We start from the raw sequence: 22,903 nt of genomic DNA, 5'->3' as shown, positions 1-22,903 counted from the left end.
AGACACTCCTCATTCTTAAGTTTATTTACTATATGGAGCAAAGAACCTACATCAATTCCTTCAGAAATTTTTATTAGACTGGTTAGATCATTATGCCGTACAAAGCAATCTACTAATTTAGTGGCCTCCTCGTCGGACAAAACCATAGATTGATCTTTAAAAAAGGACTCTGCTAACTCGATATCACCTTTATCGGCGTAAGCCAAAGCGATGATCTTTGCTAGTTCTTGAGATGGGGCAGCTGCATAAGCCGCAGTTAAACCATTTAACGTCTGCTCGTCCATGAAATTCCTTGAAACAAAAATGCATATACTGAATGCGGATGTATGCTAACGGTAAATATGGTTCTCTTATAGTCACTAACCATTATTTTTTCGTATTGCCTTGCCGCGAATATTCACTAGCTTCTTAGATTAAGCCTATCTAGATATTCTAGTCTCGGAACGCTAAGACCTCGAAGAGCAGAGACGCTAATCAAAAATTGCTTAATCAAAGGACTTATTGAACTTTGCGTGGATCGAACGTCCGCTTCTGTCTAACTCCATGCATTGCACTTTAAACAATAGATGATGCGCTTCGCTTACCCTTCGGGCCGACTTTTTGTCGTTCAACGCGCTAAAGCGCTTTTGTGCCGCCTGCGCGGCAATGACATCATGAAAAGAATAACGCGGTTTAATCACTCTTTAACGAAAGATGGCTGATATCCGGTACGACGGCTGCTTCTTCTTTTTTCTCTTGGCCAAGATCGCTACCAGCCGGTGCGAGCGAAACATTATCTAATTCGTTCAGCTCAGGAGTGGGAACCTCTTCGGTTTTTTCGGCAAGATCTACCCCTACTGGGTCTAGGCTTAATGCACTATGCGATAGCATTTGATCCACTTTTTCACCCGCGACATTCAAGCCACTTTTACTCTCTACTACCATGGGTGCAGCAGGTGCAGATTCTTCTACCGTTGGCAGAGGTAACTCAGACTCAGACTCAGACTCAGGTTCAGCTGCTGGAGCTGGAGCTGGAGCTGGAGCTGGAGCTGGAGCTGGAGCTGGAGCTGGAGCTGGAGCTGGAGCTGGAGCTGGAGCTGGAGCTGGAGCTGGAGACGATGCTGGCTGATCTGTGCTTTCAAGCTGACACTTTGCACCACGAGCTTTTAATGCAGCGAGATATTTATCACCCGTTGCTTGATCTAGCTTGCCTTTCAGCACCACACGTTGACCTGAAAACATCTTTTCGATCTGTGCAGGATTAGCTTTAAATAACTGCGCAAGCTTAGCTTTACAGTCGTCTAAATCCGCACCAGGTTGTAACTCACCGTAGAAAGTTAATTCGAACATCGCCCACCTCTTTACTCTTCCCTATTCTTCTTATCGGCCTCTGCATGCCATACGCATACTTGATTTCGACCTTGTCTCTTTGCTTGCGCTAATGCTTGGTCAGCTTTAACGCTTAATTCTGAAAAATGCGCACACTCATGAAACTCAACCAAGCCAAATGAGACGGTTAACTTAACGCGCTGCGCTCTAAAATGAAGTGGCAACGACATAATCGTTTTACGCAACTTTTCCATCACTTGCTCAGCAACATCTATTTTCGTAACGGGCAGAATAAATATGAATTTCTCGCCGCCATAACGCGCAACAAAATCAGTCTTGCGCATACGCTCTTTAAGTTCTTTACCGATAATCTGCAGAGTCCTATCACCAGATAAATGTCCATAGCGTTCATTAATTGAATCGAAATGATCAATATCTGCCGCACAAAGTGCCACCGGCTTTTTGTAGCGTTGCCAACGTAAATATTCGAACTCTAAACGCTCGTCGTAGGCTTCGCGGCTTGCCAATCCTGTGAGTACATCTTCGAGTGCTGAGTGACGCTCTTCTTCGAGTTGAGAGCGTAACTTCTTTTGTTCAAGCAACAAACTTTGAACACCTTGCTGCACTGCCTCTAACTCTGGCTGAAAACCAGCGCTGAGTTTTTCTCCGCGTTTGACGAATTCAACGGCGATGTCTGAAATGTCTTCGAGGTGCTCGCGAATCGAGTCTTTTAACTGCTTTTCAAGTTCAGGGTTAGGCTGCCCATCGGCATTCAATTCAAGCGCGATGCGTTTTTCATTCACGCTCTGTTCAAGTTGTTTACTCAAATCCAACCACGTTTGATCTCTCTCATCATGCCCTGATAAGAAATCTGTCATCACCTGAAGTTGTTGATCCAACTCATGCAAAAAGGTATCAAACTGACGCTGGCCTTTCCCCATTGACGCGATGATCAGATTACTTAGATCTTCTAATGTTGGAGGCAGTTCATACCAGTTGACTCGACTAGCAATGCGTAATCGCAAGGCTTGTAGATCTTGTTGCGCACTTTCTGGGTAGCTTAGTTGGCTGAGCAATGCATTTAAAATATCAGCCACTTTGCTCGCGATTGCGCCGTAACCGGGCGTCGACTCAAGTACTTCTTTGAGTTTGGCGGCCCCCGGAAGCTCTATGAAATCATCAGGAACAACTTCAATTCTTGTTTCGATCGTTTCACTATGATGCTGACCTTTCATTTTATTGAAGACCCCTTCAACCCAATGCTTTCCTTTTTCAAAGACACTTGGTTTATGGAGGTTTGTTCCTGTTGATTCAGGCAAGGAGACACGCAAGTGCTCATCTGATCGGTCTGCTAAAAAACGACGATCAATCTCAGCTAGCGATTCAGCTAGACTTGGCAAAGAACTTAACTCGCCTTTGAGCTTGCGGCGTAGGTCTCTGATTTCGGAATGAAATTCAGGGTTCGACTCATCAACACTTAAACATAAACGCGAGACAATACGCTGAAGCAACTCAACATGCTCACGATAGCGTTCGCTTAAGTTTTCGTTGTCATCAACTTGTTTTAGATAGCGCTGACGCCATTGCTTGTCATCACCATTTTGAGCCGTGCTCATTCAACTGCCCCTGAACGCAATCGTAAAAGTGGTCTTTTTTAAAAACGATCTTTTGAGTGTAGTCAGGAGAATGAAATTTGGCAGGCAAATTTCTGCTGAAACAGCCACGCTTTGAGAATACGTGGCCATTCAGATAGGTATCTGATTAATCTAGTAAAGAAGGGACGTTTTCTGCGTGTGTTTTGCTACGTGCTCGTGCCAATAAATCGGGCAACAAACGCGAAATAAAATCACTGATATAGGACAAAAACAAAGACCCCATTGATGAATCGAAATGTTGCGGATTCGTACTTGCCAAACTAATTACGCCATACAGCTGGCCATTTCGCATTGGAATCACGGCAGCAGAACCAACTTGCGACGCCTCGCTCTGATATAAGAACGCTAGCTGCTTATCAGTAAAACGACCACACACCGCGTTTTGGCTATCTACCAAAGTGCCTAAGGCATCACGCGCATCTTGCTCACTTAAGATATGTAGTTCTGAAGCTGGGTAATCAGACTTATCCGCGAAAACCACAATACGCACAAAATCGATATTCGCATCTTCTTTAAAGGCAGCCTGAAGCACATACTCGATCTCATCCATGCTTTTCACATCAAGCATATCAAGCAATAAACGTTTGCTCGTTTCAAAGTGCTTGTCGTTTTCTGTAGCCGCTTGAATTAGTTCATTTAATTGAACACGCAACTTGTCACGATCTTCACGAAATACTTGAACCTGACGCTCGCCTAAAGAGATTGCTTTCCCGCTTTCATGCGGGAACGTAAGTTCTTGTAGTAGTGCTTCATGTTTAACGAAAAAGTCAGGAGATTGTTTTAGAAATTCGACAACTTGTTCTTCTCTGACGGCCTGTTCCGGAGCGATCGTTTGTTCTGTCATTGTTATGTTCTTAGTTTGTTATCAATTAAAGAAGTGCCCGTTTATTGCGGCACTTCGACTAGCACTGTAGCTAGATTCTTACTTGTCCTTTGAAGACCGTTGCAGCAGGACCAACCATAATCAAGTTATGGCCTCGCCCAGCCCATTCAATTATCAAATTACCACCAGGAAGCTTCACTTCAACAGGGCTTTCAAGAAGACCACGCTCAATCCCGGCCACCACTGCCGCACACGCGCCAGTGCCACACGCGAGCGTTTCACCAGCACCGCGTTCAAAAACACGCAGCTTTATAAAGCGAGCATGGACCACTTCCATAAACCCAATATTGGCTTTGCTTGGAAAGCGCGTATGTTTTTCTAACTGAGGCCCCAGCTCTTCAACATTTGCTGTCGCAACATCATCAACAAGCATCACGCCATGCGGATTACCCATTGATACGGCCGATAACTCATAATAGGCTTCTTCGACAGCCAGCGAATAAGTGCTGGCTTGCTGATCTGCTTCAAACGGAATTTGCGCGGGCTCCAATACTGGCTCACCCATATCGACACGAACACGACCATCTTCTTGAATGGTTAGCTCAATATCGGCATTACAGGTTTCAACCTTGATCACCGACTTATCGGTCAAGCCTTGCTCACGAACAAATACAGCAAAACAGCGCGCACCATTGCCACACTGTTCTACTTCTGAACCGTCTGCATTGAAGATGCGATATTTAAAATCCATGTCAGGCTTGCTTGGTGGCTCAACCAGTAACATTTGGTCGAAGCCAATGCCCATGCGCCGATCGGCGAGCTTTTTGATCTGCTCTGTTCGAAAATGCGCATGCTGGCTAATCATGTCGACAATAACAAAGTCGTTGCCTAAGCCGTGCATTTTAGTGAATTCAACAATCATGCGACTTACTCTTCAAACACATGCTCAAGACGAATTTGCTCTTCAAAGGTCTCGCGCTCTCGACCAACAAACACTCGCTCGTTATCAACGATTAGCTCTGCCGCGCGATTCCGTGAATTATAATTCGAGCTCATTGCAAAGCCGTATGCTCCTGCTGAACACACTGCAAGCAAATCACCTTCTGCGATATTTAAGGCACGATCTTTACCAAGAAAATCACCCGTCTCACAGATAGGACCAACGACATCATAGGTCTTCGCTTCACCCTTTGTACGAGGACTCACTGGCACGATGTCTTGCCAAGCACTGTAGAGCGACGGACGCATTAGATCGTTCATAGCAGCATCAACAACCGCGAAGTTTTTCTCTTCGTTGTGCTTCAAATATTCAACACGCGTTAGCAAGATTCCTGAGTTAGCGGCAATAGAACGCCCCGGCTCCATGACGATTGTCAGGTTACGACCTTCTACTTTCTTAAGTACTTCTTGAACATAAGAGGCCGTTTCTGGAGGCTGTTCATCCGAGTACCGCACGCCAAGACCACCGCCGATATCGAGATGCTCTAGCGTAATGCCTTTGTCTTGTAGTTGATCGACTAGCAACAGCACACGATCTAGTGCATCAAGGAATGGCTGAGTTTCGGTTAACTGAGAACCGATATGGCAATCAATCCCTGTTACACGAATACCTTCCAGTGAGGCTGCTGCTTGATAAATATCAAGCGCGACATCAATCGATACGCCGAATTTATTATCTTTCAAACCCGTTGAAATATAGGGATGGGTCTTCGCATCTACGTCTGGATTCACACGCAAAGAAATCGGCGCAACCATGCCCAAAGCCGATGCAACTTCGTTAAGCTGATATAACTCTGACTCAGACTCTACATTGAAACAGTGAACGCCCGCTTTTAGGGCTTCAGCCATTTCATCTGCTTGCTTACCCACACCCGAAAAAACAACTTTCGATGCGTCAGCACCTGCCGCGAGCACACGCTTTAATTCGCCAATCGATACGATGTCAAAACCTGCACCTAAATGAGCAAGAATGCTCAATACCGCGAGATTCGAATTCGCTTTTACTGCGTAGCAAACAAGGTGATCGTGATCCCCGAATGCATTTTTATAAGCAAGAAAGCTCTGCTCAAATGCTGCACGTGAATACACATACGTTGGCGTACCGTATTGCTCTGCAATGTCTTGAAGGGATGCGTTTTCAGCGTAAAGCTGACCATTTTTTAGAGTAAAATAATCCATACTATTTCAGCGATTAAATCGCTCGCCGCCTTTACTAATCAAGTTATGCGTCAGATGACTGCTCTTGTGCAGGTTCTTCTGTTTCAGGTAAATACAAGGCGCCCTTTTGTCCGCAGCCCAATAACACTGAGCTTACAACTAAAAGCAGACCAAAGGTCTTTATATGGCGCATGGCGATTTCCAAAAAAGATTTTCTGACATCAAAGATGGGGCGATTATAGCTTGTCGTACAAGCAAAGACTAACGCTAAGATGTGCGCTGCTGGGAATTAACAGCTTTGGCAAAAGCTGTTTCAAATTCAATGAATACTTTAAAGTAATCAAGAACACCAAAGCCTTGGCCATCACTGCGCAATACACCCAAAGGATCAGCGGGAAAACTCAGATCAGTGAGTTTCAAATACGCACCCGCGCGTGTACGAGAGTGCTCAAAACTATGTGTTAATGCGGCGAATTGTTGATCACCATATTCGGTATAAGAGAAGTCTTTACCAAGCGCATGGAAATCATAATGCAAGGTGTCTCCTGCATAATTAGCGAAGGCGTGAACGGGCTCTGCCTCTAGCAAATCAATCCGCTTTATGCGCCGTGTATGAATATCACCTTGTGACTCGGACACTGCATACAGCGCAACCGTTGGCATAACACCGTGATGATGATGCGCCATACTCAATTGTCTGCGATCTAGCACGATACTTAAGAAAGAGAACACCGCTGACTGCATGATCGACTCGTCTTGGCGTGGAAGGCTCCCCTTTAACAAGCCCCCAAACTCGTCTAATACATACAGATCAATTTCGTTCTCTTGATAGACATAAAAGACTTGAATTAAATCTGGCTCGTTCATCGCGAGCGCTGTTTTCAGAACGGTTTCGTGTTCAAGAGCATGGCTATCGAACCTAATCGGCAAGTAACTGCCTTCAACACGCCTTAAACGTTCAAAGAGTACATCTTGAGTTTCGAACAGCTCAAAACGAAATTGCGTGTTCGCTGCATGAATCAAATAGAAGGATTTGCCCAAACCAATAATATACCTAACTGAACGGACTTGATGATCTGGGCCAAATAATACAGAGCGAGCCTCATAAAATAATGCTTTCACTCGGTCTTCAATGGCTCTCGCTCTGAACGAACTAAAACAGCGCACGATCAATTCGAATGGCCCACCTGCTTGCTCTGCACACAGCAACAAATAAGCTTGTAAGTTCTGCAGTAAAGTCTCACCTACCTCATAACGCACGGCAGATACTTCACCCCAGCTGTTCAGTACAACCTGATCGATGGTTTTAACCAAATTGGCTTGTTGCGAGCTGTAGGACAATGAATCTGTACGATCACTGATTCGCTGCCCTGCCTGATCTTGCTCGTCTTCGGCAGGCCCATCGATATTAATCAATAATACAATGCGTCGAATGCGTGCAGCCGTTTCAAAACACGATTGATCTGGTGTCGGTAACGGCAATGGAAATTCTTGCTCTAGACAATCTAATACGCTGTGAACATCTCGGATACTGGTCGCGCTCTCACCCGGCACTAGACTCAAACGCGTTGCTCTACTCACAATGCCGTTGAAGTAAAGCCAGGCCAGCAATTCCACCAAGCTACTGTTCTTTTTCAATGGCTGGGCAAAAGCTGCATCTGCCGGTGTGGCAAGCTCTTTGTATAAAAGCCATGCCTTTGGATCGGTCTGAAATTCTTGGCTAGAAGCATGATGCAAGGCGAGATTTTCTTCCCACATGCTCGGACTGATGCCTAAGTTGATCGCTTCGATCTTGCCTGCTTTTCGTTGAAAAACCGCGTATAACTTACGACCGAGTAGATTCATATCGGTTTGCGTGATGGAGCTACTAATGGCATTTGCGCGTGCGTAATTAGTTAAAAAGCGATACGCGTTGGTCAACTCTGCCAACAAACTTTGACGCTCCGTCGCCACTTCATTTACACGCCAAGTATGCCGTTCATCCAAGTGACGCAACTGATTCTTTGTCCATCCCCAAGCACTAACTTGCTCCTGCAAAAACTGTCGCTGCCAAGACACTTTCCGCACTGTTCGCGAGAGTTTTTTATTCACCTTCAAATAAAAACTTTTACGTATCAGATCTAGACGATTCTCTTGCTTCTGACGATGTAAATAATTTTCTAAACGGCGATACAACAGGTAATACGGATCAAGGCTGGCTAGGTCTAGTTCGTCGTCGTAAATCGCTTGTTTAAACTCAACCCCAAGCGTTGGAAAATCAGGAAGCTCACGGGCATAGACCTCTGCCAACATGAGTTTCAATGTCGATTTATAAGGCGACTCTAAACTCTTATAAAGCTGCCATAAGCCTGCCCCAACCAACTCACTTTTCGGGATATCGTATAACCCACCAAAGTCGATAGTCTCTGTTTCTTTGATAAAGCGTTTTTCAAGAAGCATTGCGGCGGTTTGATCGTAGTCTTGCTCCATTCGCGGCGGCACTAACCACCAAAGCGGATAACGACCAGCGAGCAATATCGCGGTACGATAAAACTCATCGAGCAATAGGACATGTTGCGCAGAGCCGCTGCTCTCTTTATCCATGCTTGGCACGGATACGCCATGCTTGAAGCGAGAGGCACACATCACAAAAGTATGCAGTTCGAGCCCTTCATCATTCGCCCACTTGTCGATGAGTTTAGCCTTCTCACTCAATACGTCTTGTTCTTGCTGGGTTAACTGATCATCAATACATAACCATGCATCTACGTCACTGGCCTCAGAGTGCGCTAAGGTGCCAGTGCTACCCATAATAAATAGAGAATGAATTTGCGCCTTGTGTCGTCGATCTTGTTTAAATCGAAAGGTACGACTAAAACCTGCCGCGATAGATAAAGCTTCTTTGCTTGGTGCAAACTCCGACACACCACGCGGTGCATCGCGAGACACGTAACCGGGTAACAAGGGGTGGTTAACTTGGTATAAAAGAGGAAGAATTCTTAATAGATCAGCTTGTCGAGAACCTAAACCCTCGTAAGTTCGTTCCAAGCGTCGTTGATTCACACCCAAGAAGCGATCTCGAATGTGTCGGAGTAATTTTCGATCAACACCGTCGGTGTAATCGACAGAAATTTTTCGCTGAAGACTTAGCGGCATAGCAAACTTAAACTTGGCAAAATACTGCCGATGAACAGGCTCAATTAGAACGGTTTTCGTTTAAATACAGAAACAAACAAAAACCGTTCCAATCATAGTCTTCTTAGCGTGTACTAAGTCCCTGTTCAGCGCGCTTCACGGCTTCACGAACTTGTGCCGGCGCCGTCCCACCAATGTGATTACGCGCATTAACCGAGCCTTCTAAGGTGAGAACATCAAATACGTCATCGACGATTGTGTCACTAAACTGTTGAAGCTCTTCTAAGCTCATCTCTGAGAGATCTTTGCCTTGTTCAATACCATAAGCAACTGCTTTACCCACTACTTCGTGCGCGTCGCGGAAAGGCATACCTTTCACCACTAAGTAATCTGCAAGATCAGTTGCCGTCGCAAAACCTTTTAACGCTGCATCGCGCATATTTGACGCTTTAACCTGCAAGGCTGGAACCATGTCAGCATAGGCACGCAAACATCCTTTTACGGTATCAAGCACATCGAATAAAGGCTCTTTGTCTTCTTGATTATCTTTGTTGTAGGCCAATGGCTGAGATTTCATAAGCATAAGTAGAGAGATCAAATGCCCAGTTACGCGACCACTTTTACCGCGTACAAGTTCTGGTACATCTGGATTCTTCTTCTGCGGCATGATTGAAGAGCCCGTGCAAAAACGATCAGGCAAATCAATAAAGTCAAACTGCGCAGAGGCCCATAAAATGAGTTCTTCGGAAGCGCGCGACAAATGCATTAACAAGAGGCTCGCAAATGAACAAAACTCAATCGCAAAATCACGGTCGCTCACGGAATCAAGAGAGTTATAGCTCGGACGCTCAAAACCAAGCAATTCAGCAGTTAGAGCGCGATCGATAGGGTAACTTGTGCCAGCCAAAGCCGCGGCACCAAGCGGCATGATGTTGACACGCTTACGGCAGTCCATCAAACGTTCATAATCGCGTTGCAACATTTCGTTCCAGGCCATAACGTGATGCCCGAACGTAACCGGTTGTGCAGTTTGAAGATGCGTAAAGCCTGGCATAATCGTTTCAGCTTCACGCTGTGCCAAGCCAACAATACCCTGTTGAAGACGGGTAATTTCACTTGCAATAAAGTCGATTTCATCGCGCAAATACAAACGAATATCTGTCGCAACCTGGTCATTACGTGAACGGCCTGTATGAAGCTTCTTGCCTGTAATACCAATTTTCTCGGTAAGCTTCGCTTCAATATTCATGTGCACATCTTCAAGCGCAACCGACCATTCAAACTCGCCTGCTTCAATATCTGCGCGCACTTCGCTCAAACCTTGAATGATTTGATCACGTTCTTGCTCACTCAACACACCCACTTTTGCAAGCATGGTCGCATGTGCAATCGAGCCTTGAATATCGTGAAAGTACATACGTTGATCAAACTGAACCGAAGCGGTGAATTCCGCGACAAATGCGTCTGTTGGCTCGTTAAAACGACCACCCCAAGACTGGTTGGTGGCATTTGAATCATTGCTCATGCTGGATTACCCATCTACACTAAAATCATTGCTGCCGCAGGAATTCTCTGGCGGCCCAGTAAAGCGCCGAAGTATATCATGAATAACAAAGCCACTGCGCCTCAAAAAGACGTGACGCTAACGAACAGTTTTATTCCGAATTTATGTCACGCTCAAAGCATTGCGATCGTCATTTTATGCACGCAAGTTTTGGCCTTTATTATTGCTTTGATTCAAACAACGCATGGCCTGCTAGATTGGCAAACCCTTGGCTTCACCTCGCTCATATTGCATGCCATTGGACTCAGTTCTTGCGTTCTACTCTGTGCTGCTCGTCCAATCAATGCTCGCTTTAGCATCATTGCCCAGGCTTTTTTAGCACTACTTATCGTTATGCTAGTAACGGCCTTGATTAGTTATGCCAGCATACGATTTGTAGAAACCCATATTGTCGATAACGCCAATTTCATTATTCAAAATACGATTGTTGCAGGACTAATTAGCGGATTAGCACTCCGTTACTTTTACTTGGGCTATCTGGCGAAGCAGCAGCAAAAAGCCGAACTACAAGCGCGAATTGAGGCACTTCAATCTCGCATTCGACCGCACTTTTTATTTAATAGCATGAACAGCATCGCCAGTTTGATCGCTACGAAACCTGAACTAGCGGAGGACGCGGTACTCGATTTATCAGAACTTTTTCGCTCCACTCTCAATACGCAGCGCCGATACGTTGCGCTTCAAGAAGAGATCTCTCTGTGTAAAAAGTATCTGAATATAGAAGGCTTACGACTTGGCGATCGGTTAAGGGTATCTTGGAAAATCGCCGACAATACTTTGCAGGTAATGATTCCACCTCTGACACTACAACCGATTGTTGAGAATGCAATCTATCACGGCATTCAACCTCTAGCAGATGGAGGAACAATCGATTTTGAAGCGTATATAAAGAACGAGCATGTGTATTTATTAGTGTCTAATCCTGTTGGGGAATCAGAAAAAAACACGCACGGAAATCATATCGCTTTATCGAATATTGCAGATCGCCTTTCTGCTATGTACAAAAAGACTGCCGTTCTGAAGACAAGTCAACACAATAACATCTTTACCACAACGCTCCGGCTTCCAATTCAAAGCAGTCATTAATATGAAAGAAGCGACCAAGATCTTAATTGCAGATGATGAACCTTTAGCCCGAGATCGGCTAGCCCGCATTATTGAGCGTATTGATGGTTACGAGGTATGCGGCCTCGCGAGGAATGGTCAGCAGGCTGTTGAGATAGCGCGAACGGAATATCCCGATATTGCATTGCTCGATATCCGTATGCCCGAAATGGACGGCATCGAAGCCGCTAAACACATCACAAAGCTTGAACCGCCACCAGCAATTATCTTTTGCACCGCCTATGACGAATATGCCTTACAGGCGTTTCAAGCGAATGCCATAGGTTATGTACTAAAGCCGGCTAGAGAAGAGCAGCTTCTGCAAAGTTTGAACCAAGCACAAGCATTAAGTCAGGCTCATTTAAAGGCTGTCAAAGTACTGCAGGCAGGTCAAAGTGCGGATTCATTCTTTATTGCGAACACATGGGATGGCCAAGAAAAGATCGACCTCGACGATATACTGCTATTCAAAGCCGATCAAAAGTATGTGAATGTTATTCATAAGCAAGGCGAAACCTTAAGTAACCAAACCTTAAAAGAACTCGAAGAGCTTTACCCGCACTTCATTCGCGTGCACCGTAGCACTCTCGTTAACACTAAACATCTTAGAAAACTCAAAAAATCCGCATCGGGTACGCACATCATTGAGCTCAGCAATGGCCTCACAACGGAAGTTAGCCGACGGCATTGTAGTGAAGTTCGCGACCTTATCTCCTCTCTCTGAGCCGTTTTAGAAATTTCACAGATCTTTTTTTGTGCCACCCAGCACAGTTTCGGCTTAGTAAGGCGTCATTTAGTCGACACCGTTCTCACTCTCACTATGCCCATAAAAGCAGTTCACAAAAATGTCGCAGAACTTTATGTATGATCCGTAATGTTGTTAAGAAAAACGAGGTCAGTATCCGTGCGTCAACATAACAATAAAGCTAAAAAAATCGCTGGTATCTTTGCATTTGCGCTTGCTCTGTTCAGCACGTCGAGCCATTGTTTAGCCAATCCAAATATTCCAATCAGCGAAGACGACACGATCTTGGTTGACCAACAACCCAATACAAAAATCCCTTACAGTAAAATTGTTAGAACTGTTATTAAGAAGTTTTTTAATCTTGATAGTGAACAGTTAATGACCTTTGGTGGTAATTCTTCAAAACAAGTTGCGAGAAGCTTCAGTGATTATGTTGATCGCACAAAAACCAAAGTTAAGGTCAAAGAGGACGAGATAGAATTTGAGCTGAAACTTCAGTTTTAATTCTCCGAAATACAAACCTCAAAAAGCTCGTTATAATGCCCCAAACTTGAGTAATGAGGGGCAACATGTCCAATCCCACATCTAGCAAAATCCGCATCGCATCACGAGAAAGTGCACTAGCACTTTGGCAAAGTGAATACATCAAAGCGCAATTAGAATCTCTCCACCCTGGCCTTGAAGTCGAGATTGTTGGCATGACAACGAAGGGCGACCAAATTCTTGATGTCCCACTAGCAAAAATTGGCGGCAAGGGTTTATTTATAAAAGAGCTAGAACAATCTATGTTGGTGGGCGAAACGGATATAGCCGTTCATTCAATGAAAGATGTACCGATGCATTTTCCTGAAGGATTAGAGCTAGCGGCAATTTGTAAACGCGAAAGTCCGTTCGATGCTTTTGTCAGCAATACTTACAACACGATTGATGAGCTCCCTCAAGGAGCTGTTGTTGGCACATCGAGTTTACGCAGAAAAACTCAGCTTGCGGCGCTGCGCCCAGACCTCACCATTAAATCGTTGCGCGGCAATGTAAATACACGTCTCGCGAAACTAGATGCCGGTGAATATGACGCCATTATTCTCGCAGACTCGGGGCTGAAACGTTTAGGTTTTCATGATCGAATCAAACAAGTAATCCCAGCTGAAACATCTCTTCCTGCTGTTGGCCAAGGTGCACTAGGCATTGAGTGTCGAAGTGCAGACCAAGCAATTAAAGCCCTACTACAGCCTTTGATTGATGAGGAAACTAATCTTTGTGTTCGTGCTGAACGAGCCATGAACTCACGACTCGAAGGTGGTTGCCAAGTACCTATTGCTGGCTTTGCTGAGCTTGAAAATGACTCTATTTCTTTAAGAGGATTAGTGTCTGCTATCGATGGCAGTGAAACATTACGCGCAACTGGCTCAACGCAGGCCGATGTAGAAAGTGCTGAAGCACTCGGTAAAGAAGTCGCCGAAGACTTGTTAGCGCAAGGCGCCCAAGCACTTCTCGATCAAGCATACCAAGACTAAGCGCTACAAGATGATCCAGCAGGTATTGAAAGGGCGAAAGATTTTGGTCTGTCGCCCAGAGCCTTCCGCAACGGAGTTATGTACTGTATTAAACTCTGTTGGTGCAAGCAGTATTGCCCTACCCTGCATTCAAATACTTCCTATTGAGCCCAGCCCGACATCAAAGCAATACATCTTTAATTTGGATCAATATAGCAAGGTCATTGTGGTCAGCCAGTTTGCCGCTCATCGTGTCCTGTCTCTCGTTGACGAACTATGGCCTCAAATGCCGGCCGAACAAACGTGGTATGGCATTGGGCGCAAAACAACAAGCGTATTGGCCGAATCCGAAGCTCAGTTATATGACGCTCAACAAGACCTCAACAGTGAAGGTTTATTAGATATTCCCGATCTTCAAAATGTAAAAGGCGAGCGTATTTTAGTTGTAAAAGGCAAAGACGGGCGCAGTAAACTTGAGCAAGGTTTGAGAGCCCGCGGAGCGCAGATTGATCACCTCGATCTTTATGAGCGCTTAAAGCCAGAATACAGCGATGAGCAATTACAAAACGCTTTAAATGACTTTGTACCAGATAGCATCATCACATTGAGTCTTGAGACCTTAGACAATTTGCACGCTTATAGTCAGCAGACGAATTACTCTGCGTATAATGCTAAATTGGTCGTTCCAAGCCAACGCGTCGCATCGCATGCTCAACGCCTTGGATTTAAAGAGATTGCCGTGAGTGAGCAACTGAAACCCATCAACCTGATACAGGCTCTAAAATAACCACACGACACTAAACTCTCAGCTGAGCGCTTAGATGAATAATTGCTAAGTGAAAAGGCAGCATTTTAAGGCTAAGCTCTTACTCTAACGATAACAAAGAAAGAGCATAGCGTGAGCGACGAAAAGCCTGTTAATGAGCCAGTAGAAACAAGCAAAACTGTTCCAGAAACTGGCAATCAGCCATCTCAAAAAACAACGGCCTCTACAAAGCCCAAAAGTACTGATAAAAAATCCTCTGGCTTGCTCAGTAAGTTATTGATCATTGTCGTGCTTGTTTGTCTTGGCACTGGCGGCTATTTTGGCTTCATTTACGGCAAGCAAATCATCGACACTCAAACAAAAATGAGTCAACAACTAGGTTCGCTCAGTAAAGCAGTCAAAGACAACCAGCAAGCATTAGATGCGCTTTCGAATGATCAAAGTAACTTTGCACAATCAGTTGAGTCGCAACAAAAACAACAAGCAAAAATAGAATCAGAGCATCAAAAATCTCTTTCGAGCTTGCATCAACAAGTTATAGAAATCACCGGTAATTCACGACAAGACTGGCTCTTAGCAGAAGCAGAATACTTATTGCGTATCGCGAATCAGCGTTTACTCATTGAGAAAGATCCGGTAACCGCAGAGAGCCTGTTAGGATCAGCTGATCAAGTATTATCAGAAGCAGACGATGCCGCGTTAATGCCGATTCGCGTTAAAATCGCTGAAGAATTATTAGCACTGCGAAGCATGGCAATTAGCGCAAACGACGAACTTATTGTGCGCTTAAGTGGCTTAGCAAACGTGGTTGAATCCTTAACGTTAGAAACTGAACTCTCCGAAAAAAGTATTGAAGTATCAGCTTTGTCGTCAACATCAACACCAGCAGAACAAAGTCTTGAACTCACTTGGTATGAGATGCTTTGGAGCAAAATCAAAACCGCATTTAACAAGGCTGTTTCGATCCAACGACTTGAAGAAAAGAATGATGCACCGCCATCCCCTCATTACGCGGAATACTTAAAACAAAACTTAGCCTTACGCATTGAACAGGCCAAGCTTTTATTAATGAGACAGCGCCAAGATCAGTTTAAAGCATCTATTTCAAATACCTTGGAATGGATGGCGACATACATGCCCACTAACAATGCATCTGTTGACGCGATCACGGCCGAGCTCAATGAGATAAATCAATTCGATCTCAGCCAAACACAAGTAAACATTGATGGTTCTCTTTCCATGCTCCAGCAGCTTGTCGAAAAAAAGTATCGCAACCACTCCCTCGAGAAATTTAATACGCCTCATCCTGTACAAACAGAAGGCAATGAACAATGAGACGAGTCTTTGTTTTCATCATTCTAGCGATTGTTGCGGCGGCCTTGCTCACTTTGGGCATTCAGTATGATACCGGCTACGTCAAAATCACTTATGGGCATTGGCTGATCGAAAGCAACCTTTGGGTCTTGGTGTCGTTGAATCTCATCGCTCTCATCGGACTTGGGTTTGTCATCAGTACGCTAAAAGCACTTATTCGCGGCTCAAATCAATCAATTCGATGGTTTAAAATTCGCCCAAAACGCAAGGCGAATAACGACTCACAGCGAGGGCTTCTCGCCTTCTTAGAGGGTGATTGGCAAACTGCAAAATCCTTATTAACACAGTCGGCCCAACATGCACGCATGCCTCTGGTGAATTTACTGGCTGCAGCCAACGCGGCAAACCAACAAGGTAATCACAAAGAGTCTGCGCAAATACTCAAGCAAGCCCACGAGCTCGACGGTGGCTCTGAGCTGGCAGCAAGCTTAACGCAAGTCCGTTTGCATATTGAAAACGAACGCTATGAAGCAGCTCTTGCAGTACTAACACGTTTACGAAAACAGCACCCTAAGCACGTATATGTCTTAAAACTAACCGTGCAAGTTTATCGCGCGTTGGAAGATTGGGAGCACCTTGTTGCGTGCTTTGAAGGAGATCTTGCTCAACAGCTAAACTTAAGTGCAGATTTTGAACGACAAGCGTGGGCAAAATTATTTGCGACCTATGCTACACGCCTTAAAACCGAGCAAAAAAATGGTGTTTATGTCGAAAGTTTGGAGTCATCTCTTGCTGAAGTATGGCAGCGTGTACCAAGTAAATATCGCTTTGATGAGCACGTCATTCACGCCTATGTGAGAGAGCTAATGAGTGTCGGCTTAAGTGCTGAATCAGAAGTCATACTTCGAAAAGCCCTAGAAAAATCGTGGAGCGAAAATCTGATCGATGCGTATGGGCGAGCAAAGGGCAAAGACGCGACGAAGCAATTGCTAAATGCTGAAAAATGGTTAAAGTCGCGACCTAATAGCCCACGTTTGCTGTTAGCGCTTGGGCGACTATCGTTACGATGTGAGCTTTGGGGAAAAGCGCAAGAGTACTTTTCATCGAGCCTAGCTCAGCAACCTTCACTAGAAGCGAGCGCCGAGCTCTATCGATTATCTTGCCACTTGAACAAGCCAGCACAGGATACCGACAAACAACTAGAGCATTTAATGCAGCAATTGCACCTTCCTGAATTACCTCAGCCCCGTTAGTAAATACACGGGGTTAAGCCAAATCGTTAACCCTGCTGAATTTATGATCTAGATCTGATCACGACTCACGTACTCAAGCACGTCAGAATAGAAATTCTCATGCTCGAGGCCTGCATCCTCTAAAGCATCCATTGCTGAGTAAACCATGCGAGGCGACCCCGCAACAAAGACCTTAAAGCCAGACAAGTCACCATGCCCTTCTAACACTGCATCAGCTAGCAAGGAGTGGTGCTGAGTGCTCTGGCTCTGCTCTTGGTCATCATCAGCAACAATAGTTTGAATATGCACATTCTCGTACCGATCTTCTAGATCTTTAACATAGTCGAGCGCATACAAATCACTTTCTTTGCGAGCGGTCCAATACAAACTGAGCTCTTTATCAAATCCGTTGCCAAGCAAGTATTCAATTAAACTCTTCATCTGTGCGAAACCTGTGCCCGCAGCAAGTAGCAAAACTGGTTCGCTTGGTACCGAACTTAAGCAAGCCTTTCCAAACGGCAGCTTCACTTGCACGCTCGCACTCGTTTGTAAAAATTGAACTACTTCAAGCGCTTTTTCCAAATGAGGATCAGCCTGAATATGCAACTCAATCTCTCGTTGATTCGGCGCACTCGCAATAGAAAAGTATGTTTCGTCTTCACGCTCAGGCAACAACAAGGCTAAATACTGGCCTGCGTAAAATTCTTTCAACTTTCCGGCTGGTTGCTCTAGTACAACTTTATAAACATGCGCCTGCATCTCAGACACCTGTTTAATCTGGCAACTAAATGTATTCATCGGTAATTCACCAGGGCCTAACACCCCGTCCATATAAATTGTCACATCAGTGTGAGGCTTAACATGACATACATAAATTTCGTTCGTATCGTTTGGCGAAACAAGCTCGCCGGTGCGCGTTTCAATACGACCTTGGATTAACTCAGCTCTGCAAATATGGCAAACGCCGTTTCGACAGCTGACTGGAAAACGAATATCAACTCGCTGCCCAGCTTCTATGAGCGTTTCGGATTCAGAGCACTCGAATTGCAGACCGTTCGGCTCAAGCGTAATGGAGTAACTCACTTACCAAACACGCTAAGTCTTTGGCAAGACACCAAGTTCATCCCACATTGAGTCCACACGCGCTTTTACATCCGCATCCATTTCAATTGAACGTCCCCACTCACGATCAGTTTCACCTGGCCATTTATTGGTGGCATCCATACCCATCTTCGACCCCAAACCAGAAATCGGCGAAGCGAAGTCGAGGTAATCTATTGGCGTGTTCTCGACCAAAGTAGTATCGCGTGCTGGATCCATTCTAGTCGTAATTGCCCAGATAACATCTTCCCAATTACGCGCATCTACATCGTCATCAGTCACAATGACAAACTTGGTATACATAAATTGACGCAAGAAAGACCAAACTCCCATCATGACCCGCTTCGCGTGCCCGGGATATTGTTTCTTGATCGTCACTACGGCTAATCGATACGAGCAGCCTTCTGGCGGCAAATAGAAATCAACGATCTCAGGAAACTGCTTTTGCAATATCGGTATAAAGACTTCATTCAATGCAAGCCCAAGTACAGCTGGTTCATCAGGTGGACGTCCCGTGTAAGTACTGTGGTAAATCGGATCTTTACGATGCGTAATACGCTCCACGGTAAATACTGGGAACTCATCTACTTCATTGTAATAACCTGTGTGGTCACCAAATGGACCTTCTGGAGCCGTGTCGTTGGGGTAAATAAAGCCCTCTAAAACAAACTCAGCACTCGCGGGCACAGTCAGCTCAGAATGCTTTGTCTTTACAGTTTCTGTTTTACCGCCACGCAGTAAGCCTGCAAACGCATATTCAGACAACGAGTCTGGCACCGGCGTTACAGCACCTAAAATCGTCGCAGGGTCTGCACCCAAAGCGACCGCCACTGGGAACGGTTTATCGGGATATTTCTCTTGCCACTCACGTAAATCAAGCGCGCCACCACGATGCGATAGCCAGCGCATGATCAGGCGATTCTTACCAATGACTTGCTGACGGTAGATACCTAAATTCTGGCGTTCTCTCTCAGGATCAGGGCCTTTCGTTACCACAAGCGGCCATGTAATCAAGGGGCCTGCATCCCCCGGCCAACAGGTTTGAACTGGGATTTTACTGAGATCGACTTGATCCTTCTCGATCACGACTTCTTGGCAAGGTGCGTTACGGAGCACCTTTGGCCCCATATTCAAAACTTGCTTGAAGATAGGAAGTTTCTGCCAAGCATCTTTTAAACCTTTTGGTGGATCAGGCTCTTTTAAAAATGCGAGAAGCTTTCCGACTTCTCGAAGTGCCGTCACATTCTCTTGCCCCATCCCCAAGGCTACGCGCCGAGGTGTACCAAAAAGATTTCCTAAGACCGGTATATCGGAGCCTTTTGGATTTTCAAATAAAATAGCCGGGCCACCGGCTCGAAGCGTACGATCACAAATTTCGGTCATCTCCAAATTTGGATCTACTTCTTTTTTAACGCGTACAAGTTCGCCTTGCTCTTCTAACTGTGAGATAAAATCTCTGAGATCTTTATATTTCATACGGTGTTTTACGAGAACAATAAAAAAGCCGACTCAACTAGCCGGCTTTTTTTAGTATTAATAAGTACTAACGCTTTTTCATTGCTAAGAAGAACTCGTCGTTCGTCTTAGTATCTTTCAACTTGTCGATCAAAAACTCAGTTGCTGCGACATCATCTTCCATGTTGTGAAGAAGCTTACGCAAGATCCAAACCCGTTGTAGCTCATCATCCGACATCAACTGCTCTTCACGACGTGTACCAGAACGTCGAATGTTGATCGCTGGATAAGTACGTTTCTCCGCGATACGACGATCTAAATGCACTTCCATATTACCTGTGCCTTTGAATTCTTCGTAGATGACTTCATCCATCTTCGAACCAGTATCAACAAGTGCTGTTGCGATGATGGTTAAGCTGCCACCTTCTTCGACGTTACGTGCTGCACCAAAGAAACGCTTTGGACGCTCTAGTGCGTGCGCATCAACACCACCGGTAAGAACCTTACCAGAGCTTGGAATAATCGTGTTGTAAGCGCGTGCAAGACGTGTAATCGAGTCGAGAATAATGACCACATCTTGCTTGTGTTCAACAAGACGCTTAGCCTTTTCAATTACCATTTCAGCTACTTGAACGTGACGTGCTGGCGGCTCATCAAAGGTACTCGCGACCACTTCGCCACGCACTGAGCGCTGCATTTCTGTTACTTCTTCAGGACGCTCGTCAATCAGAAGAACCATCAAGTGGCACTCAGGATTGTTCTTTGTAACCGATTGGGCAATCTGCTGCATCATCAAGGTTTTACCAGCTTTCGGTGGTGATACCACCAAGCCACGTTGGCCTTTACCTACTGGTGCTACTAAATCGAGGATACGACCAGATAAGTCTTCTGTTGAACCATTACCAACTTCTAGCACCAAACGATCATTAGGGAACAAAGGTGTAAGGTTTTCGAACAAAATTTTGTTCTTAGACGATTCCGGCTTATCGAAGTTAATTTGGCTAACTTTCAATAAAGCAAAATAACGTTCGCCATCCTTTGGTGGTCGAATCTTTCCAGAAATCGTATCACCCGTTCGAAGATTGAAACGACGAATTTGACTCGGCGAAACATAAATATCGTCTGGGCCTGCTAGGTATGAACCCTCAGCAGAACGCAAGAAGCCGAAGCCATCTTGAAGAATTTCAAGTACACCATCTCCAAAAATGTCTTCACCGCTTTTCGCGTGACGTTTTAGGATTGTGAAGATTACATCTTGCTTACGAGAGCGTGCTAGGTTGTCTAGCCCCATCTCTGAAGCGATTTCTAATAATTCAGGAACAGATTTTTTCTTAAGTTCGGTAAGATTCATAGCAATTGTCATGGGAACACAGAGTTGTGTTTTTCGAAGGATTTAGGAAATTTCAGGGAAACGCGCTGCGAGCGCAATTAGTCATTGAGCCTTGCTAGTTACGGCTGCAAACTTAAGATAGATCAATTCTTTTACAATAGCTAGTTTTATTGCGCAAAAATATGCTTCACAAGCTAAAGTTTTTGATCAAAATACACTTGATGCAAGCAAACCAACTTATAAGGCCAAAAAAATCGGTATGAGTGCCAGTAAACTGCTCCCTCTTGAAGACGCTATCGAACAATTATCCTCTCGTGTTCAAACCTGCTCATTAGAAGAAACGACGCCCATTGAGCAAGCGCTAAATAGAGTATCCGCAAGCGATGTAAATGCGCGCATTTCCCAACCACCGTTTCACAACAGTGCAGTTGATGGATATGCGTTTCGTATTAGCGATATTCAAAAGTCTGCCCTTCCTGTCACGATGCGTGTTCCTGCAGGCAGTGCACCAGGGCAGCTTAAAGAAGGCGAAGCTGCTCGCATTTTTACTGGAGCTCCTGTACCAGAAGGTGCTGATTGCGTACTGATGCAAGAGAGTGCCGAACTAAGCGAACTTAACGGTACAACTCTGTTAAGCACCAGCTCAAATTTATCTTTGAATCAGAACATTCGTCCAGCGGGGCAAGACTTTCAAGTAGGCGATACATTGCTCCGCAAAGGCGATGTTCTGCGCCCACAGAATATTTCTTTGCTTGCCTCTTCTGGTATCGCGGAGATAAAAACATATCGCCCTCTAACCGTTGCAGTAGTATCGACCGGCGACGAACTAGCGCAACCAGGAAGCGAGTTAAAACCCGGACAAATCTATAATTCGAACCAATACCTTTTGGAAGGATTAATCCGTAGCTTTGGCTTTGAAGTCCGCAATATCGGATGTGTTGCCGACAAGCTAGACGCGACGATCGAAGCCCTCAACAAGGCTGCGGAATCAGACATTATCATTAGCTCGGGCGGCGCGTCTGTTGGCGAAGAAGATTATATAAAAGCCGCGATCGAAGAACTTGGCGAAATAGATTTCTGGCGCATTGCAATTAAACCGGGCAAACCATTCATGCTTGGCAAAGTTGGCGATACACCTATTCTTGGATTACCGGGAAACCCGAGTGCAGTACTCGTGACATTTTTAATGCTGGCACGCTCTGTTTTATTGAAACGCCAGGGCTGCAGAGTAACGCAGATACGCACTCACCAGTTCCCTCTGGGCTTTAACTGGAAGAAAGCTGGCATTCGACGCGAATTTATCCGTGTGCGCCTGAACGAGGACAATCAAATCATCGCGCATCCGAATCAAAGTTCTGGCATGATGAGCTCATCATGTTGGGCTGAAGGCTTCGCAGTTATTCCCGAAAATACCTGCCCACAAGCTGGAGACTTAGTGACGTTTATTCCTTTCTCTCATCTTCTTCAACTTCCTGAAACTACCTTGGATCAGTAATGAAAGTACTATTTTTCGCGAGCTTAAAAGAACAGTTAAATTGTGGCGAACTTGAAGTCAATGAGCCGACTATATCAACGGTACAAGAACTCAAAGAACAGCTAGCAAACCGAGGTGAACCTTGGGCTTCTGCCTTAAACTCTACAAAGCTACTCGTTGCAGTAAACCAAGAAGTCACCGATTTCTCAGCGCCCATTAGCAACGACGATGACATTGCTTTCTTCCCTCCAGTAACAGGCGGCTAGCT

At 45.1% G+C, this 22,903-nt stretch carries 21 protein-coding genes; 9 read left to right on the top strand and 12 right to left on the bottom strand.

The window, feature by feature from the left end; translation table 11 throughout:
- The 9 genes from A3738_RS21490 to argH all read right to left on the bottom strand — a co-directional run.
- Nucleotides 1–284: hypothetical protein (locus A3738_RS21490; protein ID WP_156504398.1), on the bottom strand; the 284-nt coding region annotated here is incomplete at its 3' end.
- Between the two features lie 388 nt (nt 285–672).
- A complete protein-coding gene (locus A3738_RS21480) occupies nt 673–1,329 on the bottom strand; it encodes a hypothetical protein (protein WP_068502144.1) in 657 nt (218 codons plus the stop codon).
- Between the two features lie 11 nt (nt 1,330–1,340).
- Nucleotides 1,341–2,924, bottom strand: a complete 1,584-nt coding sequence (locus tag A3738_RS21475; protein WP_068474134.1) for a diguanylate cyclase — start codon at nt 2,922–2,924, stop codon at nt 1,341–1,343.
- Nucleotides 2,925–3,069: 145 nt separating this feature from the next.
- Nucleotides 3,070–3,807 carry a DUF484 family protein gene (locus A3738_RS21470; protein WP_068474132.1) on the bottom strand — a complete coding sequence of 246 codons (738 nt, stop codon included), beginning with the start codon at nt 3,805–3,807 and terminating at the stop codon, nt 3,070–3,072.
- Between the two features lie 70 nt (nt 3,808–3,877).
- On the bottom strand, nt 3,878–4,708 hold the full coding sequence (gene dapF / locus A3738_RS21465; protein ID WP_068474130.1) for a diaminopimelate epimerase: 831 nt from the start codon (nt 4,706–4,708) through the stop codon (nt 3,878–3,880).
- Nucleotides 4,709–4,713: 5 nt separating this feature from the next.
- Nucleotides 4,714–5,964 carry a diaminopimelate decarboxylase gene (gene lysA, locus A3738_RS21460; protein WP_068474128.1) on the bottom strand — a complete coding sequence of 417 codons (1,251 nt, stop codon included), beginning with the start codon at nt 5,962–5,964 and terminating at the stop codon, nt 4,714–4,716.
- 43 nt (nt 5,965–6,007) lie between these two features.
- A complete protein-coding gene (locus A3738_RS30090; protein ID WP_156502643.1) occupies nt 6,008–6,136 on the bottom strand; it encodes a lipoprotein in 129 nt (42 codons plus the stop codon).
- A 74-nt stretch (nt 6,137–6,210) separates the two neighbouring features.
- Nucleotides 6,211–9,078, bottom strand: coding sequence for a class I adenylate cyclase (locus A3738_RS21455; protein ID WP_068474126.1), 2,868 nt, complete (start codon nt 9,076–9,078; stop codon nt 6,211–6,213).
- Nucleotides 9,079–9,181: 103 nt separating this feature from the next.
- A complete protein-coding gene (gene argH, locus A3738_RS21450) occupies nt 9,182–10,582 on the bottom strand; it encodes an argininosuccinate lyase (RefSeq protein ID WP_068474123.1) in 1,401 nt (466 codons plus the stop codon).
- 78 nt (nt 10,583–10,660) lie between these two features.
- On the opposite strand from argH, the gene A3738_RS21445 reads away from it, so the two are divergent.
- The 7 genes from A3738_RS21445 (at nt 10,661) to A3738_RS21415 (ending at nt 17,296) form a co-directional block, all read left to right on the top strand.
- Complete coding sequence (locus A3738_RS21445; RefSeq protein WP_082869037.1) at nt 10,661–11,707, top strand: sensor histidine kinase; 1,047 nt, start codon at nt 10,661–10,663, stop codon at nt 11,705–11,707.
- A gap of 1 nt (nt 11,708) precedes the next feature.
- Nucleotides 11,709–12,449 (top strand): LytTR family DNA-binding domain-containing protein, encoded by a 741-nt coding sequence (locus A3738_RS21440; protein ID WP_068474120.1) that lies wholly within the window; start codon nt 11,709–11,711, stop codon nt 12,447–12,449.
- Between the two features lie 180 nt (nt 12,450–12,629).
- Complete coding sequence (locus A3738_RS21435; protein ID WP_068474117.1) at nt 12,630–12,974, top strand: hypothetical protein; 345 nt, start codon at nt 12,630–12,632, stop codon at nt 12,972–12,974.
- 65 nt (nt 12,975–13,039) lie between these two features.
- Nucleotides 13,040–13,984: a hydroxymethylbilane synthase gene (hemC, locus tag A3738_RS21430; RefSeq protein ID WP_068474115.1), complete on the top strand. Its 945-nt coding sequence runs from the start codon at nt 13,040–13,042 to the stop codon at nt 13,982–13,984.
- A gap of 10 nt (nt 13,985–13,994) precedes the next feature.
- Nucleotides 13,995–14,750, top strand: coding sequence for a uroporphyrinogen-III synthase (locus tag A3738_RS21425; protein ID WP_068474113.1), 756 nt, complete (start codon nt 13,995–13,997; stop codon nt 14,748–14,750).
- Nucleotides 14,751–14,861: 111 nt separating this feature from the next.
- Entirely contained in the window at nt 14,862–16,064 is a 1,203-nt protein-coding gene (locus A3738_RS21420) for a uroporphyrinogen-III C-methyltransferase (protein ID WP_068474112.1), read from the top strand.
- A complete protein-coding gene (locus tag A3738_RS21415; protein ID WP_068474109.1) occupies nt 16,061–17,296 on the top strand; it encodes a heme biosynthesis HemY N-terminal domain-containing protein in 1,236 nt (411 codons plus the stop codon). Before A3738_RS21420 ends, A3738_RS21415 begins: the two co-directional genes overlap by 4 nt.
- Nucleotides 17,297–17,344: 48 nt before the next feature.
- On the opposite strand, the gene A3738_RS21410 is transcribed toward A3738_RS21415, so the two are convergent.
- The 3 genes from A3738_RS21410 to rho all read right to left on the bottom strand — a co-directional run bounded on the left by A3738_RS21410 (nt 17,345) and on the right by rho (nt 21,182).
- Nucleotides 17,345–18,358, bottom strand: a complete 1,014-nt coding sequence (locus A3738_RS21410; protein ID WP_082869035.1) for a 2Fe-2S iron-sulfur cluster-binding protein — start codon at nt 18,356–18,358, stop codon at nt 17,345–17,347.
- Between the two features lie 12 nt (nt 18,359–18,370).
- A complete protein-coding gene (gene ubiD, locus A3738_RS21405) occupies nt 18,371–19,852 on the bottom strand; it encodes a 4-hydroxy-3-polyprenylbenzoate decarboxylase (protein ID WP_068474106.1) in 1,482 nt (493 codons plus the stop codon).
- 67 nt (nt 19,853–19,919) lie between these two features.
- Nucleotides 19,920–21,182 carry a transcription termination factor Rho gene (gene rho, locus A3738_RS21400; protein ID WP_068474170.1) on the bottom strand — a complete coding sequence of 421 codons (1,263 nt, stop codon included), beginning with the start codon at nt 21,180–21,182 and terminating at the stop codon, nt 19,920–19,922.
- Between the two features lie 238 nt (nt 21,183–21,420).
- Between rho and glp the strand changes: the two genes are divergently transcribed.
- The gene (gene glp / locus A3738_RS21395) at nt 21,421–22,656 is read left to right on the top strand and encodes a gephyrin-like molybdotransferase Glp (protein WP_068474104.1); all 1,236 of its coding nucleotides are present in this window, start codon (nt 21,421–21,423) and stop codon (nt 22,654–22,656) included.
- Nucleotides 22,656–22,901, top strand: coding sequence for a molybdopterin converting factor subunit 1 (gene moaD, locus A3738_RS21390; RefSeq protein ID WP_068473184.1), 246 nt, complete (start codon nt 22,656–22,658; stop codon nt 22,899–22,901). Before glp ends, moaD begins: the two co-directional genes overlap by 1 nt.
- Nucleotides 22,902–22,903 lie beyond the last annotated feature (2 nt).

The sequence above is a fragment of the Oleiphilus sp. HI0066 genome, assembly GCF_001635725.1.
The sequence above is the reverse complement of the archived record's forward strand: the minus strand, read 5'-3'. Positions and strand labels throughout refer to the sequence as shown.

Bases quoted from the DNA above. Each gene is read 5' to 3' on its own strand.
- A3738_RS21425 (WP_068474113.1), top strand. From the start codon at position 13,995: ATGATCCAGCAGGTATTGAAAGGGCGAAAGATTTTGGTCTGTCGCCCA.
- glp (WP_068474104.1), top strand. From the start codon at position 21,421: ATGAGTGCCAGTAAACTGCTCCCTCTTGAAGACGCTATCGAACAATTA.
- hemC (WP_068474115.1), top strand. From the start codon at position 13,040: ATGTCCAATCCCACATCTAGCAAAATCCGCATCGCATCACGAGAAAGT.
- A3738_RS21470 (WP_068474132.1), bottom strand. From the start codon at position 3,807: ATGACAGAACAAACGATCGCTCCGGAACAGGCCGTCAGAGAAGAACAA.
- A3738_RS21475 (WP_068474134.1), bottom strand. From the start codon at position 2,924: ATGAGCACGGCTCAAAATGGTGATGACAAGCAATGGCGTCAGCGCTAT.
- A3738_RS21455 (WP_068474126.1), bottom strand. From the start codon at position 9,078: ATGCCGCTAAGTCTTCAGCGAAAAATTTCTGTCGATTACACCGACGGT.
- lysA (WP_068474128.1), bottom strand. From the start codon at position 5,964: ATGGATTATTTTACTCTAAAAAATGGTCAGCTTTACGCTGAAAACGCA.
- A3738_RS30090 (WP_156502643.1), bottom strand. From the start codon at position 6,136: ATGCGCCATATAAAGACCTTTGGTCTGCTTTTAGTTGTAAGCTCAGTG.
- dapF (WP_068474130.1), bottom strand. From the start codon at position 4,708: ATGATTGTTGAATTCACTAAAATGCACGGCTTAGGCAACGACTTTGTT.
- A3738_RS21440 (WP_068474120.1), top strand. From the start codon at position 11,709: ATGAAAGAAGCGACCAAGATCTTAATTGCAGATGATGAACCTTTAGCC.
- rho (WP_068474170.1), bottom strand. From the start codon at position 21,182: ATGAATCTTACCGAACTTAAGAAAAAATCTGTTCCTGAATTATTAGAA.
- moaD (WP_068473184.1), top strand. From the start codon at position 22,656: ATGAAAGTACTATTTTTCGCGAGCTTAAAAGAACAGTTAAATTGTGGC.
- A3738_RS21445 (WP_082869037.1), top strand. From the start codon at position 10,661: ATGAATAACAAAGCCACTGCGCCTCAAAAAGACGTGACGCTAACGAAC.
- A3738_RS21415 (WP_068474109.1), top strand. From the start codon at position 16,061: ATGAGACGAGTCTTTGTTTTCATCATTCTAGCGATTGTTGCGGCGGCC.
- A3738_RS21480 (WP_068502144.1), bottom strand. From the start codon at position 1,329: ATGTTCGAATTAACTTTCTACGGTGAGTTACAACCTGGTGCGGATTTA.
- ubiD (WP_068474106.1), bottom strand. From the start codon at position 19,852: ATGAAATATAAAGATCTCAGAGATTTTATCTCACAGTTAGAAGAGCAA.
- argH (WP_068474123.1), bottom strand. From the start codon at position 10,582: ATGAGCAATGATTCAAATGCCACCAACCAGTCTTGGGGTGGTCGTTTT.